Below are 16,459 nucleotides of genomic sequence, written 5' to 3' on the forward strand. Positions count from 1 at the left end.
GGGCGCGCGGGGATCGTGGAATGATCGATCAGAAGATCGTTTCCGCAGGTCAGATTAGGTATGCCTAAGTGACGCAGGGCACCGTCCGGTGATCCGGACGGCGCTTGTCAGGCTCCTCGGAATTACGCAACAATGGCGTTGTGAAAAACGTCGGCGAGGCTCGGGAGACCCCCACGGGTGCCCCCCAGGAGGAGCTAGCGACCGGTGAGCGCTCGACGCGCAACCGGGTCGCGCGGTCCATCCTGGACCACGGTCNNGGCGGTCGCCGCCTTCGCCCGCGCCCGGATCGCCGCCCAGGCGAGCGCGTACCGCAAGGCGATCGAGGCCGTGACACCCGACAAGCGCGCCGAAGCGCTGGCCAAGGCCTTGAGTGTCGACGGGTACGCTGCTACGGCGCGCAGCGCACCGGTCGGCGAGCAGCTCTGCCAGCACCACTGCCCGGTCGCCCACGTCGCGGAACAGTTCCCGCAGCTGTGCGAGGCGGAGACGGAGATCTTCGCGGAGCTGCTGGGCACCCACGTCCAGCGACTGGCGACCATCGCGCACGGCGACGGCGTCTGTACGACGTTCATCCCCAAGATTTCCACTGACGCACCTGCAAGCACGGCCGGGAGGAACCCCGCATGACTCTCCCCACGGAGACTGCCCACCCCGAACTCGAGGGCCTGGGCAAGTACGAATACGGCTGGGCCGACTCCGACGTGGCCGGTGCCTCCGCCAGGCGCGGCCTGAACGAGGAGGTCGTCCGTGACATCTCGGGCAAGAAGTCCGAGCCGGAGTGGATGACCAAGCTGCGCCTGAAGGGCCTGAAGCTCTTCGAGAAGAAGCCGATGCCGAACTGGGGCTCCGACCTCTCGGGCATCGACTTCGACAACATCAAGTACTTCGTGCGCTCCACGGAGAAGCAGGCGGAGTCCTGGGAGGACCTGCCCGAGGACATCAAGAACACGTACGACAAGCTGGGCATCCCGGAGGCCGAGAAGCAGCGCCTCGTCGCGGGTGTCGCCGCCCAGTACGAGTCGGAGGTCGTCTACCACCAGATCCGCGAGGACCTGGAGGAGCAGGGCGTCATCTTCCTGGACACCGACACGGCGCTCAAGGAGCACCCGGAGCTGTTCAAGGAGTACTTCGGCACCGTCATCCCGGCCGGTGACAACAAGTTCGCCGCGCTGAACACCGCCGTGTGGTCCGGCGGCTCCTTCATCTACGTCCCGCCGGGCGTCCACGTCGAGATCCCGCTCCAGGCCTACTTCCGCATCAACACGGAGAACATGGGCCAGTTCGAGCGGACCCTGATCATCGTGGACGAGGGTGCCTACGTGCACTACGTCGAGGGCTGCACGGCGCCGATCTACAAGAGCGACTCGCTCCACTCCGCGGTGGTCGAGATCATCGTCAAGAAGAACGCCCGCTGCCGCTACACGACCATCCAGAACTGGTCGAACAACGTCTACAACCTGGTCACCAAGCGCGCCGTCGCCTACGAGGGCGCGACCATGGAGTGGATCGACGGCAACATCGGCTCCAAGGTGACGATGAAGTACCCGGCCGTCTACCTGATGGGCGAGCACGCCAAGGGCGAGACCCTCTCCATCGCCTTCGCGGGCGAGGGCCAGCACCAGGACGCGGGCGCCAAGATGGTCCACATGGCGCCGAACACGTCGTCCAACATCGTCTCGAAGTCGGTCGCGCGCGGTGGTGGCCGTACCTCCTACCGCGGTCTGATCGAGATCGGCGAGGGCGCCGCCGGCTCGAAGTCGAACGTGCTGTGCGACGCGCTGCTGGTCGACACCATCTCCCGGTCGGACACGTACCCGTACGTCGACGTCCGCGAGGACGACGTGTCCATGGGCCACGAGGCCACCGTCTCCAAGGTCTCCGAGGACCAGCTCTTCTACCTGATGAGCCGCGGCCTCTCCGAGGACGAGGCGATGGCGATGATCGTGCGCGGCTTCGTCGAGCCGATCGCCAAGGAGCTGCCCATGGAGTACGCGCTGGAGCTCAACCGGCTGATCGAGCTGCAGATGGAGGGCGCGGTCGGCTGACGACCGCCACCATCCCCAGCAGACGTCTTACTCAGGAAAGAGAGCACTACGACAGCCATGGCTGAGGCCCAGAACATCCCCGTGGGTTCCACCACCGCGGGCTCGATCGCGGTCGCCGCGGAGTCGACCGTCGTCTCGCGCATGAGCGCGCCCCCCTCCTTCGACGTCGCGGACTTCCCGGTCCCGCACGGCCGGGAGGAGGAGTGGCGCTTCACCCCGCTGGAGCGGCTGCGCGGCCTGCACGACGGCACCGCCGTCGCGAACGGCGACGGCGTGAAGGTCGACGTCCAGGCCCCCGAGGGCGTCACCGTCGAGACCGTCGGCCGCGACGACGCGCGGCTCGGCAAGGCGGGCACCCCCGTGGACCGCGTCGCCGCCCAGGCGTACTCCGCCTTCGAGCAGGCCTCGGTCGTGACCGTCCCCAAGGAGACCGTCCTCACCGAGCCGATCCGCATCGCCGTGCACGGCCGGGGCGGCACCGCCTTCGGCCACCAGGTGATCGAGCTGGGCGCCTTCGCCGAGGCCGTCGTGGTCATCGATCACACCGGTGACGCGGTGCTCGCCGCCAACGTCGACTACGTCCTCGGGGACGGCGCCAAGCTGACCGTCGTCTCCGTCCAGGACTGGGACGACAAGGCCGTCCACGTCGCCCAGCACAACGCGCTGGTCGGCCGGGACGCCTCCTTCAAGTCCGTGGTCGTCACCTTCGGCGGCGACGTGGTGCGTCTGCACCCGCGCGTGGAGTACGCCGGCCCCGGCGGCGAGGCCGAGCTGTTCGGCCTGTACTTCACCGACGCCGGCCAGCACCAGGAGCACCGCCTGCTGGTCACCCACAACACCCCGCACTGCAAGTCGAACGTCGTCTACAAGGGCGCTCTCCAGGGCGACGACGCGCACGCGGTCTGGATCGGTGACGTGCTCATCGAGGCCAAGGCCGAGGGCACGGACACCTACGAGATGAACCGCAACCTGGTCCTCACGGACGGCGCGCGCGTCGACTCGGTGCCGAACCTGGAGATCGAGACCGGCGAGATCGTCGGCGCCGGCCACGCCTCCGCCACCGGCCGCTTCGACGACGAGCAGCTCTTCTACCTGATGGCCCGCGGCATCCCGGAGCACGAGGCCCGCCGCCTGGTGGTCCGCGGCTTCTTCGCCGAGCTGGTCCAGCAGATCGGTGTCGCCGACATCGAGGAGCGGCTGCTCGCCAAGATCGAGGAAGAGCTGGAGGCTTCGGTCGCATGACCTACGTACGCGTCTGTGGGCTGAGCGAGCTGGAGGAGGACACCCCGAAGCGGGTGGAGATCGACAGCACGCCCGTCTCGGTCGTGCGGACCGAGGGCGAGGTGTTCGCGATCCACGACATCTGCTCCCACGCGAACGTCTCCCTGTCCGAGGGAGAGGTGGAGGACTGCCAGATCGAGTGCTGGCTGCACGGCTCCGCCTTCGACCTGCGCACCGGCAAGCCGTCCGGCCTCCCCGCGACGCGCCCCGTCCCCGTATACCCCGTAAAGATCGAAGGGGACGACGTTCTCGTCTCCCTCACCCAGGAGTCCTGAGGCACCCATGGCAACGCTTGAAATCCGAGACCTGCACGTCACCGTCGAGGCCGACAACGCCACGAAGGAGATCCTCAAGGGCGTCGACCTCACCGTGAAGCAGGGCGAGACGCACGCCATCATGGGCCCCAACGGCTCCGGCAAGTCGACCCTCGCCTACTCGCTCGCGGGTCACCCCAAGTACACGATCACCGGCGGCACGGTCACCCTGGACGGCGAGGACGTCCTGGAGATGTCCGTCGACGAGCGCGCCCGCGCGGGCCTGTTCCTGGCGATGCAGTACCCGGTCGAGGTCCCCGGCGTCTCGGTCTCCAACTTCCTGCGCACCTCCGCCACCGCGATCCGCGGCGAGGCCCCCAAGCTGCGCACCTGGGTGAAGGAGGTCAAGGAGGCCATGGAGCGCCTCAACATGGACCCGTCCTTCGCCGAGCGCAACGTCAACGAGGGCTTCTCCGGCGGTGAGAAGAAGCGCCACGAGATCCTCCAGCTGGAGCTGCTCAAGCCGAAGGTCGCGATCCTGGACGAGACCGACTCCGGCCTGGACGTCGACGCGCTCCGCATCGTCTCCGAGGGCGTCAACCGCGTCCGCGAGACCGGTGAGGTCGGCACCCTGCTGATCACGCACTACACGCGCATCCTGCGCTACATCAAGCCCGACCACGTCCACGTGTTCGCCGGCGGCCGCATCGTCGAGTCCGGCGGCCCCGAGCTGGCGGACAAGCTGGAGAACGAGGGCTACGAGGCATACGTGAAGGGTGGCGCATCCGCGTGACACAGCTGCCGGGCCTCCTCGACACCGAGGCGATCCGCAAGGACTTCCCCGTTCTGGACCGCGTCGTCCACGACGGCCGGAAGCTCGTGTACCTGGACAACGCGGCGACCTCGCAGAAGCCGCGCCAGGTGCTGGACGCCCTGAGCGAGTACTACGAGCGCTACAACGCCAACGTCCACCGCGGTGTGCATGTGCTCGCCGAGGAGGCCACGGCGCTGTACGAGGGCGCGCGCGACAAGATCGCCGCGTTCATCAACGCGCCGAGCCGCGACGAGGTGATCTTCACCAAGAACGCCTCCGAGTCGCTGAACCTCGTGGCGAACATGCTGGGCTGGGCCGACGAGCCCTACCGGGTGGACCACGAGACCGAGATCGTCATCACGGAGATGGAGCACCACTCCAACATCGTGCCGTGGCAGCTGCTGGCGCAGCGCACGGGCGCGAAGCTGAAGTGGTTCGGCCTCACGGACGACGGCCGGCTCGACCTGTCGAACATCGAGGAGATCATCACCGAGAAGACGAAGATCGTCTCCTTCGTGCTGGTGTCCAACATCCTGGGCACGGTCAACCCGGTCGAGACGATCATCCGCCGGGCCCAGGAGGTCGGCGCCCTCGTCTGCATCGACGCCTCCCAGGCCGCTCCGCACATGCCGCTGGACGTGCAGGCCCTCCAGGCCGACTTCGTGGCCTTCACCGGCCACAAGATGTGCGGTCCGACCGGCATCGGCGTCCTCTGGGGCCGCCAGGAGCTGCTGGAGGACCTGCCTCCGTTCCTCGGCGGCGGCGAGATGATCGAGACGGTCTCGATGCACTCGTCCACCTACGCGCCGGCCCCGCACAAGTTCGAGGCGGGCACGCCCCCGATCGCCCAGGCGGTCGGTCTCGGCGCGGCGATCGACTACCTGAACTCGATCGGCATGGACAAGATCCTCGCCCACGAGCACGCGCTGACGGAGTACGCGGTGCGGCGCCTGGCGGAGGTCCCGGACCTGAGGATCATCGGTCCGACGACGGCCGAGGACCGGGGCGCGGCGATCTCCTTCACGCTGGGGGACATCCACCCCCACGACGTGGGCCAGGTCCTGGACGAGCAGGGCATCGCGGTCCGGGTCGGCCACCACTGCGCCCGGCCGGTCTGCCTGCGCTACGGAATTCCTGCGACCACGCGAGCGTCGTTCTATCTGTACTCCACGCCGGCCGAGATCGACGCTCTGGTCGAGGGCCTGGAGCACGTACGGAACTTCTTCGGCTGAGAGGCGTGAGCTGAAACCGTGAAGCTGGACTCGATGTACCAGGACGTCATCCTGGACCACTACAAGAACCCGCACGGGCGGGGCTTGCGGGATGGCGACGCCGAGGTGCACCACGTGAACCCGACCTGCGGCGACGAGATCACCCTGCGGGTGAAGTACGCCGGCACGACGATCGAGGACGTCTCGTACGAGGGCCAGGGCTGCTCCATCAGCCAGGCCTCGGCCTCTGTGCTGAACGAGCTGCTGGTCGGCAAGGATCTCACCGAGGCGCGGCAGATCCAGGAGACCTTCCTGGAGCTGATGCAGTCCAAGGGCAGGATCGAGCCCGACGACGCGATGGAGGAGATCCTGGAGGACGCGGTCGCGTTCGCCGGTGTCTCCAAGTACCCCGCGCGGGTCAAGTGCGCCCTCCTGAGCTGGATGGCGTGGAAGGACGCGACGGCCCAGGCGCTGGGCGGCGCCGACGCCGAAAGGAAGAGCGCATGAGCGACACCGTCGAGATGAAGCCGGCCTCGGAGGAGGAACTCCGCGAGGCCCTGATGGACGTCGTCGACCCCGAGCTGGGCATCGACGTCGTCAACCTCGGCCTGATCTACGGCATCCACATCGACGACTCCAACATCGCCACGGTCGACATGACCCTGACCTCGGCGGCCTGCCCGCTGACGGACGTCATCGAGGACCAGGCCAAGTCCGCCACGGACGGCCTGGTCAACGAGCTGCGCATCAACTGGGTCTGGATGCCGCCGTGGGGCCCCGACAAGATCACGGACGACGGCCGGGAGCAGCTTCGGGCGCTCGGCTTCAACGTCTGACGCAGGAACCCGTGAGAGGGGCCGTGGCCATGGGCCACGGCCCCTTTCCGTGCGCTCGGGCCACGCAGCCGTTGTGTACGCTCGTACACATGGGATATCTGCTGCTCGCCGGCGCCATCGCCGCCGAGGTCGCCGCCACCACGGCGATGAAGTACAGCGAGGGGTTCAGCCGGCTCTGGCCCTCGCTGGTGACCGCGCTCGGCTACGTCGTCTCGTTCGCCCTGCTCGCCCAGACCCTGAAGACCGTGCAGATCGGCACGGCGTACGCCATCTGGTCCGGCGTGGGCACCGCGACCATCGCCGTCCTCGGCCTGCTGCTGTTCGGGGAGGGGCTGAGCCTGACCAAGGTCGCGGGGATCCTGCTGATCATCGGGGGAGTGGTGGTGCTGAACCTCGGCGGAGCGGCGCACTGATGCCCCGCCGCCACGACCCCGAGCGCCGGCAGCGGATCATCGACGCGGCGATCCGCGTGGTCGGCCGGGACGGCATCGCCGGGCTGAGCCACCGTACGGTCGCCGCCGAGGCGGACGTACCGCTCGGCTCCACGACGTACCACTTCGCCACCCTCGAAGAGCTGCTCGTCGCCGCGTTGCGGCAGTCGAACGAGGGGTTCGGCCGGGTGCTGGCCGAACTGCTGCCGGAGGGCGGCGGCCGGAGCGACCTCGCCGCCGATCTCGCCCGGGCCCTGGGGCAGTGGCTGGCGGGCGGGCGCACCGGCGTGGAGCTGGAGTACGAGCTGTATCTCGCGGCACTGCGCCGCCCCGCGCTGCGTCCCGTCGCCGCCGAGTGGACCGACGCGGCGGCGGCCCTGCTGGCCCGCCGCACCGACCCGGTCACGGCGCGCGCCCTGCTCGCGCTGATGGACGGGATCTGCCTCCAGGTGCTGCTGACGGGCGGTTCGTACGACGAGGAGCACGCCCGCGCCGTACTGGCTCGGCTGATCCCCTGAACCCGCGCCCGGCACGTGAGACGCGGTTCGCCCTCACCACCCCGCTCACGTTAGGTTTTCTTCCATGACCGAGTCTGCAACCCGTACCACCGGCGCCGTCGCCGCCGGCCTCGCCACGATCGCCTCCGACGGCACCGTTCTCGACACCTGGTTCCCGGCCCCCGAGCTGGTCGAGGCGCCGGGCCCGGCCGGCACCGAGCGGCTGACCGCCGAGCAGGCCGCGGAGCTGCTGGGCGGCGGCGCGACCGCGGCGATCGGCCCGGACACCCGCCGGGGCGTCGAGGTGGTGGCGGTCCGCACGGTCATCGCCTCGCTGGACGAGAAGCCGATCGACGCGCACGATGTCTACCTGCGCCTGCACCTGCTCTCGCACCGCCTGGTCAAGCCGCACGGCCAGAACCTGGACGGCATCTTCGGCCACCTCGCCAACGTCGCCTGGACCTCGCTCGGCCCGGTCGCCGTGGACGACCTGGAGAAGGTGCGCCTCAACGCCCGCGCCGAGGGCCTGCACCTCCAGGTGACCTCGGTCGACAAGTTCCCGCGCATGACGGACTACGTCGCGCCGAAGGGCGTGCGCATCGCCGACGCCGACCGGGTCCGCCTCGGCGCGCACCTCGCGGCGGGCACCACGGTCATGCACGAGGGCTTCGTCAACTTCAACGCCGGCACGCTCGGCACCTCCATGGTCGAGGGCCGGATCTCCGCGGGTGTCGTGGTCGGCGACGGCTCGGACATCGGCGGCGGCGCCTCCACCATGGGCACCCTGTCCGGCGGCGGGAACGTGATCATCTCCATCGGTGAGCGCTGCCTGGTCGGCGCCGAGGCGGGCGTCGGCATCGCGCTCGGCGACGAGTGCGTGGTCGAGGCCGGCCTGTACATCACCGCGGGCACCCGCGTCACCATGCCCGACGGCCAGATCGTCAAGGCCCGGGACCTGAACGGCGCCTCCAACATCCTGTTCCGCCGCAACTCGGTCACCGGCACCGTCGAGGCCCGCCCGAACAACGCGGTCTGGGGCGGCCTGAACGACATCCTCCACAGCCACAACTGATCATCCGCGGCAGGACGAGGCCCACGGCTCCGAGACGGTCGGATGCCGTGGGCTTCCGCTTCTGCCGCGCTACGCCGTGACCCGGTTCTCCAGCGGCAGGAACTCACCGAGGTGAGCCGGGATCCCCGTCCGGCCGCCGCAGGCCGGGCCACATGTCGGCATACGCGGCGTCCATGAACTCGGCCTGCGGCCCGCGGAGCGCCGACGCGTCGGACATCTCGCCCCGGGCGGCCTCGGCGAGGCGGACGGCATAGCGATAGGTAGCGCCCCGCAAGGGCTCGCTTCTGGCCGCCAGGTCGATCTCGGCCTGAGCGAGCCACAGATCGTCGACGAGCCGGCTCGACTCGTCATCGGCCGTGGTGCCGTCGGCATCCGGGCGGGTGAGCGCCGCCTTCTCCACCTGCGACGCGATCCTCACGAACTTCAGGACCGCGTCCTTCAGCTCTGCCCGGTGAGCGGCTGATTCCTGGACTTCGAGCTGCCGGGTGCTCGCGCGCGAGACGAGGTACTGGCCGAACAGCGACCCGCCCGCGCCGAGCGCGACCCCCACGAGGGACAGCAGCGCCGGCCCCAAGGTTCCCCAAGATCCCATGGGCGGAGTCTCTCAACGGCGATCCCCCTGAGGAGGGCCGGGAGGCTCGCCCCTCCGTACTCGCCGTATGTGCGTGCGGCGCGGTGGCCATCGCCGCCGCCCTGGGTCCGCCGCGCCGGCCCGCCACCGCGCCGGTCGGCGGCCGCCCCGCCGGCCGGAGCGTCCCCGGCACCGGGACTTTTTTCCGACGGCAGGCATAGTGGTGCGCCGGTGTGCACGTCAGGAGGGGTGTGGGGCTCCGAGGACCAGACGGAGCCCGGGGACCGGAGAAGGTGACGATGGATGCCGAAGCGCAGGAGAGTTTCCGGGAGTTCGTGGCCGGGAGGTCGACCGCGCTGCTGAGGACCGCCGTGCTGCTGTCCGGCGGGGACCGGCACGCCGCCGAGGACCTGCTGCAGAACGCGCTGGTCAAGGCGGCCGGCCGATGGCAGCGGATCGACGAGCCCGAGGCGTACGTCCGGCAGATCCTGTACCGGCAGCAGATCAGCCGCTGGCGGCTGAAGTGGCGGCGGCGCGAGGTCACCGTCGCCGAGCCGCCGGAGGCCGGACACGCCCCCGACGTCTCGGGCGCCGCCGAGCTGCGGCTGGTGCTGCGCACGGCCCTGTCCCGGCTCACCGCCCGCCAGCGCACCGTGCTGGTGCTGCGCTACTTCGAGGACCTGCCGGAGGCCGAGGTGGCCCGGATCCTGGGCTGCTCCGTCGGCACCGTACGGTCCACCACCCACCGCTCCCTGGCCAGGCTCCGCCAACTGGCGCCCGAGCTGGCCGGGTTCGGCCCCCGGCCGCGGCAGCGGTCCCATGACTTCTCACCGGTGGAGGTGCGTCCATGAACGTCGAGGAACTCGTGCGGGAGGCGCTGCGGGAGCAGGCCGACGCGCAGCCGCCGGTGCCGGCGGGGTTCGCCGACCGGGTGCTCGGGGTGCGCCGGCGCCGCCGAACCCGCAGGCTCCTGTCCGTCGCCGCGGCCACCGCCGCCGTGGTCGCCGTGGCGGTCGGGGTGCCGCTGCTCCACCCCGGCGGGAACGAGGTGCGGCCGGCCGCCGTACCGGCCCCGGCCGGGATCCGGTCCCACCCGGACCAGTCGCCGCCGCGCGAGCTGATCGCGGCCGGGCGGACGGCGATGGCGGCGTACTACACGAGGCGGACCGTGCCGCAGGGTGGCGACAGGGGGGTCACCCACCGGACGTACTGGCTGCTGAACCCGGAGACCGGCCGGTACGAGAAGGACGCCCGGTGGTCGTTCGTCGCCGTGGCTCCCGGCCTGCGGACGGCCGCCGTGCTGGAACGCACGCTGCCCGCCGCCCGGATCGGACTGCTCGACCTCGCGACGGGGGAGGTCGAGCGGTGGATCCCGGTGTCCCACGGCGTCGCGGGGCTCGCCTTCTCGGACGACGGCCGCCGACTGGTCGCCACGGCCTACAGCGCCAACCCCGACCAGGCCGTCAAGGTCGCCGACGCGGGGAACACCGGCCGCACCGACTGGGGGCCGTGGTGGCAGGGCAAGGTCCGCACCGGCTTCCACGTCGTGGACGTCTCCTCCGGCAAGGCGACCTGGAGCGCGGTGCCGCCCGGCCGCAACGACATCGGCCGCCTGGACTTCGCCTTCAGCCGCACCGGCGACCTGGTGTACTCCCAGGCGGTCGGCGGGCGGGACGGCATGCAGCAGTTCTACGACCTCACCGGACGGAAGGCCGCCGCGCCCGCGGACGAGCGCCACCTGCGGTCGGACGTGCCGGCCCGGCTCTCCCCGGACGGGCGGCTCGGCGCCTGGGGACTGGTCGCGGAGCCGCACCGCGTGTCGTACTCCGCGATCCGCGATCCGCTGACCGGCGAGGAGATCGGCCGTGCCCGGGGCGCGCAGCTGCTCGCCTGGGCGGACGACCGCAGGCTCATCGCCTGGGAACGGGACCCGGAGCGGAAGGAGTACCGGGACCGGCTGGTGCTGGTGACGATCGGTGAGAAGGGCGTCGTCCCGCTCAGCGGCTACCGGAAGCCGAACGCCGAGTACCACCAGCAGGAGTGGAACCCGGTGTTCGCCGAACGGTGATCAGAGCGCCGGCAGCGCCTCGTACCGCGCCAGCAGCCCGTCGGCCGTCTCAGGACCGGCGGGCAGCAGCGGTGCGCGGACCGGGCCGGCGGGCAGGCCGAGGCGGGCCAGCAGGGCCTTCGCGGTGACCGTGCCGGGCAGGCCGGCACCCATCATCGCCTCGGTCAACGGCGTCACGGCCAGCTGGAGTCCGGCCGCGCGAGGGGTGTCACCGGCGGCGTAGGCGGCCAGGACGGCGGCGATGTGGGCCGGTGCGGCGTTCGCGACCGTGCTCACACAGCCCGCCGCGCCGACCGCGTACAGCGCCAGCACATGCTCGTCGCAGCCCGCGTAGTACGCCAACTCCGTCCGCTCCAGCACCTTCAGGGTGCCGAGGAAGTCGTAGGAGCAGTCCTTGACGGCCACGATCCGCGGGTGTCCGGCCAGGCGGATCATCGTGTCCGGTTCGATCCGGGTGCCGGTGCGGCCCGGGATGTCGTAGAGCATCACCGGCAGTTCGCTCGCGTCGGCGACCTCCAGGAAGTGGGCGGCCACGGCCTCCTGCGGGGGCCGGCTGTAGTACGGCGTCACCACCAGCACACCGTCGGCGCCCGCCTTCCCGGCCGCGAGCGCCAGCTCCACCGTGTGCCGGGTGTCGGACGTGCCCACGCCGGCGACCAGCGAGGCCCGGTCGCCGACCGCCTCCCGTACGGCCGTGATCAGCCGCGCCTTCTCCTCGTCGGTGGTGGTGGGCGACTCACCCGTCGTGCCGTTGAGGACCAGGCCGTCGCAGCCCTCCGCCACCAGGTGCGCCGCCAGCCGCTGGGCGCCGTCCAGGTCGAGCGCGCCCGACGCGGTGAACGGCGTGATCATGGCGCAGAGGGTGCGGCCGAAGGGCCCGGGCGTGCGTGTACTCGTCATGGGAGTAGTCTCGACAGCCTCATCGTGAAGCTCTACTTAATTCTTCTACGAGGTATCGCTAAGCGGGGCTAATCACTGCCGGGGGTTAAGGCCTTCGGGCCGGGTACTCCGGAGGTTGAACTCGTCGGCCGGACGCGGCGGCGGACTGCGGACACCGACGCGATCAGGGAAAGGGCACACCGATGAGGCACAGGAACCCGCACCGTACGGGCGCCAAGGGGCCCGACGAGCTGCGGCAGCAGATCGAGCACGCCCGGAGCCGGCTCGGCCACAGGGTCACCCGGCTGGTGGACCGGGCGGAGATGAAGGGCCGGGCCCGGACGCGGGCCGCGGACCTGAAGGACAAGGCCGGTGCCATGACCGTCCAACTGCGCGTCGGTGCCGCCCAGGCGGGACACGGCATGCAGGACCGGGCGGCCAAGGCGGGCCACCTGGTGCAGGACCGCGCCGCCCGGGCCGGTCACGCCGCGCAGGAACAGATGGCGAAGGCCGGTCACCGGGCGCAGGAAGGGATGGCGAAGGCCGGCCACCTCGTGCAGGAGAGGGCCGGACACGGCAAGCACACCCTGCGGCACGGGGCGGAGCACGCCGGCCGCACCGCGCGGCACGACCTGCGGGCCCCGCGGCCGGTGCGGGCCGTCATGGGCGCCGCCGCACGGCACCCGCGGCCGTCGCTGATCCTGGGCGCGGCGGGCGCCGCCGTCGTGGGCGCCGCCGTGATCTGGCGCCGTATCGACCGCTCCGCGTGACCACGGCACGGCGGGACCGGCCGGACACCCCGTCCGGCCGGTCCCGTCGCCGTGTCACGGACGGAACCGCAGCACCTGCGGGTCGTGGTCGCTGATCTGGTCGTGGAACTCCGCGTTGATGTGCACGCTGTCGTACGCGAAGTCGCCGCCGCGGCGGATCGCCGGGCTGATCAGGATCTGGTCCAGGACCTGCTGGTTGCCCTGGTAGTCGTAGGTGTAGCGCTCGCTCTTCGGCAGCGACTTGATCGCCGACCACAGGGCGCCGCCGCCCTCCAGGATCTTCGTGGTCCCGGAGAACTCGAAGTCGTTGATGTCGCCGAGCGCGATGACGTCCGCGTTCTTCTGCACGGACAGGATGTCCTTGACGAACGCGTTGACCGCGGTCGCCTGGGCGTGCCGCTGGGTCTCCGAGCTGCGCGCCGGCGGCTGGTACTGCGAGGTCAGACCCTGGTCGCCGCCCTTGGAGTTGAAGTGGTTGGCGATCACGAAGACGGTCTTGCCGCGGAAGACGAACTCGCCCGCGAGCGGCTTGCGGCTGTTCTTCCAGGCCGTGTCGGCCGGGGCGATCCGGCCCGGGGAGACCGTCAGCCGTGCCTTGCCGTGCGCCTCGGTGACGCCGACCGCGGTGGTCGAGTCGCCGCCCGCGCGGTCCGTGAAGGACACCCGCTCCGGGTTGAACAGGAAGACCTGGCGGATGTTGCCGCCGGGCTCGCCGCCGTCCTGGTCGTCGACCGGGTCGACCGAGCGCCAGTCGTACCTCGGGCCGCCCGCGGCGACGATCGCGTCGATCAGCTTGGTCACGGTCTGGCTCGCGTCGACCGTGGTGTCGTTCGTGGCGCCGTTGTTGTCCTGGATCTCCTCCAGGGACACGATGTCCGGCGACTGGAGGTGATGCACGATCGCGGCGGCGTGCCGGTCGAAGGTGGAGTCCGACGGGTCGAGGTTCTCGACGTTGTACGTCGCCACCGCCAGCTCGCGGCGCGACTGCTTCCGCGTCGTCTCGCGCTCCAGGCCGCCGTTCTTCAGCGTGCCCAGGTCGCGCGCGACGAGGGTGTAGCCGCCGTACTGGTTGAAGTCCAGCGGACCGGTGGTGGGGCCGGCGAGCGTGTCGCCGACGTTCGCCTTCGGGAAGTCGGCCACCGGGCCCAGCGACTGGATCTGGAGCCGGCCGGTGTTCTGCGCGTCGTAGGAGCCGTAGACCGTGCCGCCGCGGCGGTTGCGGTTCTCCCACGGCTTCACCGTGACCCACAGCTCGCTGTGCGGGTCGGTCGCGGTGACCACGCGGGCGTCGGCGACCTGGACGTTCATGCCTTCCAGGGACTCGTAGCGGTCCAGGGCGTACGCCGAGGGGGCCAGGGGGAGGCCGTTGACGGAGTTGCCCGTGGCGGGGTCGCCGGCGGGCGTGTACGCGTCCGGCACCGTGTCCTCGTCCACGACGACCGGCGCCGGGACCGCGTTGCCGGTGGAGACGGTGGTGACCGTGGGCTTGGTGATCTCGGTCAGCGACTGGTTGCCGGACGAGGTGCCGCCCGGGACGTACTCGGTGACCGTGCCGGTCACCGTCACCGCGTCGCCGACCGCCACCTTCGGCGTCGAGCTGGTGAAGACGAACACGCCCTCGCTGGTGGCCGGGTCGGCGTCCGGGGTCGGGTCCTGGAGCCAGAAGCCCTTGGCGGAGCCGTATGTGCGGGTGGCCGTGACGATGCCGGGCACGTCCGTCACCTTCTGCCCGGCGAACGGGGATATCCGGGTCGTGCCCTGGATGTCGTGGACGCGCACGGCGTCGGCGTGCGCGGGAGAGGTGAGGACGACGGTCGACGCGGCGGAACAGACGGCGGCGACGGTGAGCGCGGCGAGGCGCGCGGAAGACCTGCTCGGCAAGGGATCCCTCCGGGGACGTGACAGGCGCCGGGACGAGGGTGGAACGGGAGCGTGCGGGGCTCGTAGCCCTCTGTGACACGCGTAGAGCAGAGTGAACAGTTGTCCCCCCGACTTCTACGCGCGTCAATCTCCTGCCTCGCCCGGGGAGTTGTCAAGGTTTCGGCCATGTCCGGCTGGTTACGGGGAGATGAACCGGGCGGCATGGGTGGAAATCCGTCTAGGCTGAGCGGCTGAGCCCGTTCACGGTCCGAGGAGAACCAGCCGATGTCAGACAGCTCCCCCCTGCCGCCCGTACGGCTGCACCCCGAAGCGGAGCTGGCGCGCGCCGCGCTGTCCACGCCGGTGCTCTCCCGAGCCGCCCGCCTCGCCCGCTGGGCCGGCCCCGACACCCGCGTCGACGCCGGCGGCGGGCTGGCCGAGGAGCAGCTGCCGGCCGCCGCCGAACTGCTCGGACTCACCGGTGACGACGCCGCGGCGTACGCCAGTGAGGCCTGGCGGGTCGCCGTGGACACCGGCCTGGTGGAGATCGTGGACGAGGAGGCCGGCACCGTCCGGGCGGGGGACGAGCTGAAGCTGCTCACCGGCGGCTCCCCGCAGGACGTGCTCACCGTGTGGCTCGCCGCCCTGGAGACCGTCATCGCCGATGCCGCCGTCCCCGACCTGGACGACCTGGTCGACGCGCTGGACGAGGGCGGCGAGGTCGATTTCTCGTCACTCGACTGGGACCCGGAGGGCGAGGCGGAGTTCCTCGACGGCGTGCTCGGCAACCTCTATCTGCTGACCGTCAGTGAGGACGGCTCCGGCGAGAGCCCCGTCCCGCTGCCCGCCCTCGCCGCCTCCGTGATCGTCCCGGACGACATGGGCGAGCCCACCAACGACGTCCTGGAGCAGGTCTCCGACGCCATGATGCGGCTGGACGACCAGTTCCGGGCGCTGGAGCCGATCGGGCTCGTGGCCTACCGGCCCGTGGACGAGGCGCTGATGGCCGACGCCGACGAGGAGCCCGCCGCCCCGGTGGACGACACCGACGTCTCCCGCTACGGCATGGTCCGGCTCACCCCGCTCGGCGTCTACGGGCTGCGGGCGCGGCTGCTGGAGGCCGGGTTCGCGGCACCGGTCGTCGGGGAGCTGGCCGACAAGGGCGCGGACGCGCTGCTCGACGGCACCGCCCGGTTCGGCCGGTCCGCCGCCCGCGCCGAGACCGAGCAGTGGCTCGCCCGCCGGGAACCGCTCGCCGCGGCACGGGAGTTGCTCGCGGCGGCCCGTGGCGCGGACGCCGGCGCCCCGCTGCGCAGGCTGCGCTGTCAGCAGGCGCTGTCGCTGGTGGGCATGGAGGCCGAACCCGCGCTGCGGGAGGTGCTGGACGACCCCGAACTCGGCGGGCTCGCCCGGGTGTGGCTGAGCGAGCGGGGCGCCGCCGGGGTGCCGGCGCCGCCCGAGGAGATGGTGTTCTGGCTGACCGTCGACACGCTGGCCGCACAGCTGGCGGCGGAGGGCAATTCCGAGGAACTGCGGGCGCTGGTGGAGGGGTTGGCCGCCCAGCACAGCGGGTTCTTCGCGGCGGCCTGGCGGGTGGAGCATCCCGCCACCGCCGAGGTGCTGGACGCGATGGGCCGGCTGCACCCGGACAAGAAGGTCGCCAAGGAGGCCCGGAAGGCCGCGTTCAAGGCCCGCTCCCAGCAGGCCGGCTGAGCCCGCCGGACGCGGCGCGGTGAGCCGTCCCGGACGGGGGCGGTGAGCGCCGGGCGGGCGCCGGGCGGGCGCCGGGAGGCACGTCCGAGCGCTGGCCGGGCGCCGGCCGGGCGCCGGCCTGAGCGAGGCGACCCGCGCCGCCGCGACGGGGTGACCT

17 protein-coding genes and 1 pseudogene are annotated in these 16,459 nt (G+C 71.2%); 15 read left to right on the forward strand and 3 right to left on the reverse strand.

Annotated elements, in window-relative coordinates; translation table 11 throughout:
* The first annotated feature begins 140 nt into the window (after window positions 1-140).
* The 11 genes and pseudogenes from CCN44_RS47340 to dapD all read left to right on the forward strand — a co-directional run bounded on the left by CCN44_RS47340 (window position 141) and on the right by dapD (window position 8,441).
* Window positions 141-627: pseudogene (locus tag CCN44_RS47340) on the forward strand (helix-turn-helix transcriptional regulator).
* Window positions 624-2,045, forward strand: a complete 1,422-nt coding sequence (gene sufB, locus CCN44_RS06720; RefSeq protein WP_059248675.1) for a Fe-S cluster assembly protein SufB — start codon at window positions 624-626, stop codon at window positions 2,043-2,045. Before CCN44_RS47340 ends, sufB begins: the two are co-directional and overlap by 4 nt.
* Before the next feature lie 57 nt (window positions 2,046-2,102).
* Window positions 2,103-3,287: a Fe-S cluster assembly protein SufD gene (sufD, locus tag CCN44_RS06725; protein WP_086697121.1), complete on the forward strand. Its 1,185-nt coding sequence runs from the start codon at window positions 2,103-2,105 to the stop codon at window positions 3,285-3,287.
* Window positions 3,284-3,601, forward strand: a complete 318-nt coding sequence (locus tag CCN44_RS06730; RefSeq protein ID WP_059248673.1) for a bifunctional 3-phenylpropionate/cinnamic acid dioxygenase ferredoxin subunit — start codon at window positions 3,284-3,286, stop codon at window positions 3,599-3,601. Before sufD ends, CCN44_RS06730 begins: the two co-directional genes overlap by 4 nt.
* Window positions 3,602-3,608: 7 nt before the next feature.
* Complete coding sequence (sufC, locus tag CCN44_RS06735) at window positions 3,609-4,373, forward strand: Fe-S cluster assembly ATPase SufC (protein ID WP_030617891.1); 765 nt, start codon at window positions 3,609-3,611, stop codon at window positions 4,371-4,373.
* A complete protein-coding gene (locus CCN44_RS06740; RefSeq protein ID WP_059248672.1) occupies window positions 4,370-5,626 on the forward strand; it encodes a cysteine desulfurase in 1,257 nt (418 codons plus the stop codon). Before sufC ends, CCN44_RS06740 begins: the two co-directional genes overlap by 4 nt.
* Window positions 5,627-5,644: 18 nt before the next feature.
* Window positions 5,645-6,112 (forward strand): Fe-S cluster assembly sulfur transfer protein SufU, encoded by a 468-nt coding sequence (gene sufU, locus CCN44_RS06745; protein WP_059248671.1) that lies wholly within the window; start codon window positions 5,645-5,647, stop codon window positions 6,110-6,112.
* A complete protein-coding gene (locus CCN44_RS06750) occupies window positions 6,109-6,441 on the forward strand; it encodes a metal-sulfur cluster assembly factor (protein ID WP_059248670.1) in 333 nt (110 codons plus the stop codon). The genes sufU and CCN44_RS06750 overlap by 4 nt, the downstream gene beginning before the upstream one ends.
* Window positions 6,442-6,530: 89 nt before the next feature.
* On the forward strand, window positions 6,531-6,854 hold the full coding sequence (locus tag CCN44_RS06755; RefSeq protein WP_086697122.1) for a DMT family transporter: 324 nt from the start codon (window positions 6,531-6,533) through the stop codon (window positions 6,852-6,854).
* Window positions 6,854-7,390, forward strand: coding sequence for a TetR/AcrR family transcriptional regulator (locus tag CCN44_RS06760; protein WP_059248668.1), 537 nt, complete (start codon window positions 6,854-6,856; stop codon window positions 7,388-7,390). The genes CCN44_RS06755 and CCN44_RS06760 overlap by 1 nt, the downstream gene beginning before the upstream one ends.
* A gap of 64 nt (window positions 7,391-7,454) precedes the next feature.
* Window positions 7,455-8,441 carry a 2,3,4,5-tetrahydropyridine-2,6-dicarboxylate N-succinyltransferase gene (gene dapD, locus CCN44_RS06765; RefSeq protein ID WP_059248667.1) on the forward strand — a complete coding sequence of 329 codons (987 nt, stop codon included), beginning with the start codon at window positions 7,455-7,457 and terminating at the stop codon, window positions 8,439-8,441.
* A 103-nt stretch (window positions 8,442-8,544) separates the two neighbouring features.
* Here the strand turns inward: dapD and CCN44_RS06770 are convergent, their stop codons facing one another.
* Window positions 8,545-9,015, reverse strand: coding sequence for a hypothetical protein (locus CCN44_RS06770; RefSeq protein WP_244203890.1), 471 nt, complete (start codon window positions 9,013-9,015; stop codon window positions 8,545-8,547).
* A 296-nt stretch (window positions 9,016-9,311) separates the two neighbouring features.
* Here CCN44_RS06770 and CCN44_RS06775 point away from each other — a divergent pair, with 296 nt between their 5' ends.
* Together CCN44_RS06775 and CCN44_RS06780 are read left to right on the forward strand one after the other, a co-directional pair.
* A complete protein-coding gene (locus CCN44_RS06775) occupies window positions 9,312-9,863 on the forward strand; it encodes a SigE family RNA polymerase sigma factor (RefSeq protein WP_086697123.1) in 552 nt (183 codons plus the stop codon).
* Complete coding sequence (locus CCN44_RS06780; protein WP_086697124.1) at window positions 9,860-11,080, forward strand: WD40 repeat domain-containing protein; 1,221 nt, start codon at window positions 9,860-9,862, stop codon at window positions 11,078-11,080. The genes CCN44_RS06775 and CCN44_RS06780 overlap by 4 nt, the downstream gene beginning before the upstream one ends.
* Here the strand turns inward: CCN44_RS06780 and dapA are convergent, their stop codons facing one another.
* Window positions 11,081-11,980 (reverse strand): 4-hydroxy-tetrahydrodipicolinate synthase, encoded by a 900-nt coding sequence (gene dapA / locus CCN44_RS06785; RefSeq protein ID WP_086697125.1) that lies wholly within the window; start codon window positions 11,978-11,980, stop codon window positions 11,081-11,083.
* A 182-nt stretch (window positions 11,981-12,162) separates the two neighbouring features.
* Between dapA and CCN44_RS06790 the strand changes: the two genes are divergently transcribed.
* Window positions 12,163-12,729: a DUF3618 domain-containing protein gene (locus CCN44_RS06790; protein ID WP_059248663.1), complete on the forward strand. Its 567-nt coding sequence runs from the start codon at window positions 12,163-12,165 to the stop codon at window positions 12,727-12,729.
* A 54-nt stretch (window positions 12,730-12,783) separates the two neighbouring features.
* On the opposite strand, the gene CCN44_RS06795 is transcribed toward CCN44_RS06790, so the two are convergent.
* On the reverse strand, window positions 12,784-14,610 hold the full coding sequence (locus CCN44_RS06795) for an endonuclease/exonuclease/phosphatase family protein (RefSeq protein ID WP_086697126.1): 1,827 nt from the start codon (window positions 14,608-14,610) through the stop codon (window positions 12,784-12,786).
* Window positions 14,611-14,874: 264 nt separating this feature from the next.
* On the opposite strand from CCN44_RS06795, the gene CCN44_RS06800 reads away from it, so the two are divergent.
* Entirely contained in the window at window positions 14,875-16,302 is a 1,428-nt protein-coding gene (locus tag CCN44_RS06800; protein WP_059248661.1) for a hypothetical protein, read from the forward strand.
* Window positions 16,303-16,459: the final 157 nt, after the last annotated feature.

The sequence above is a fragment of the Streptomyces tricolor genome (assembly GCF_002155905.1).
Taxonomy (GTDB): domain Bacteria; phylum Actinomycetota; class Actinomycetes; order Streptomycetales; family Streptomycetaceae; genus Streptomyces; species Streptomyces tricolor.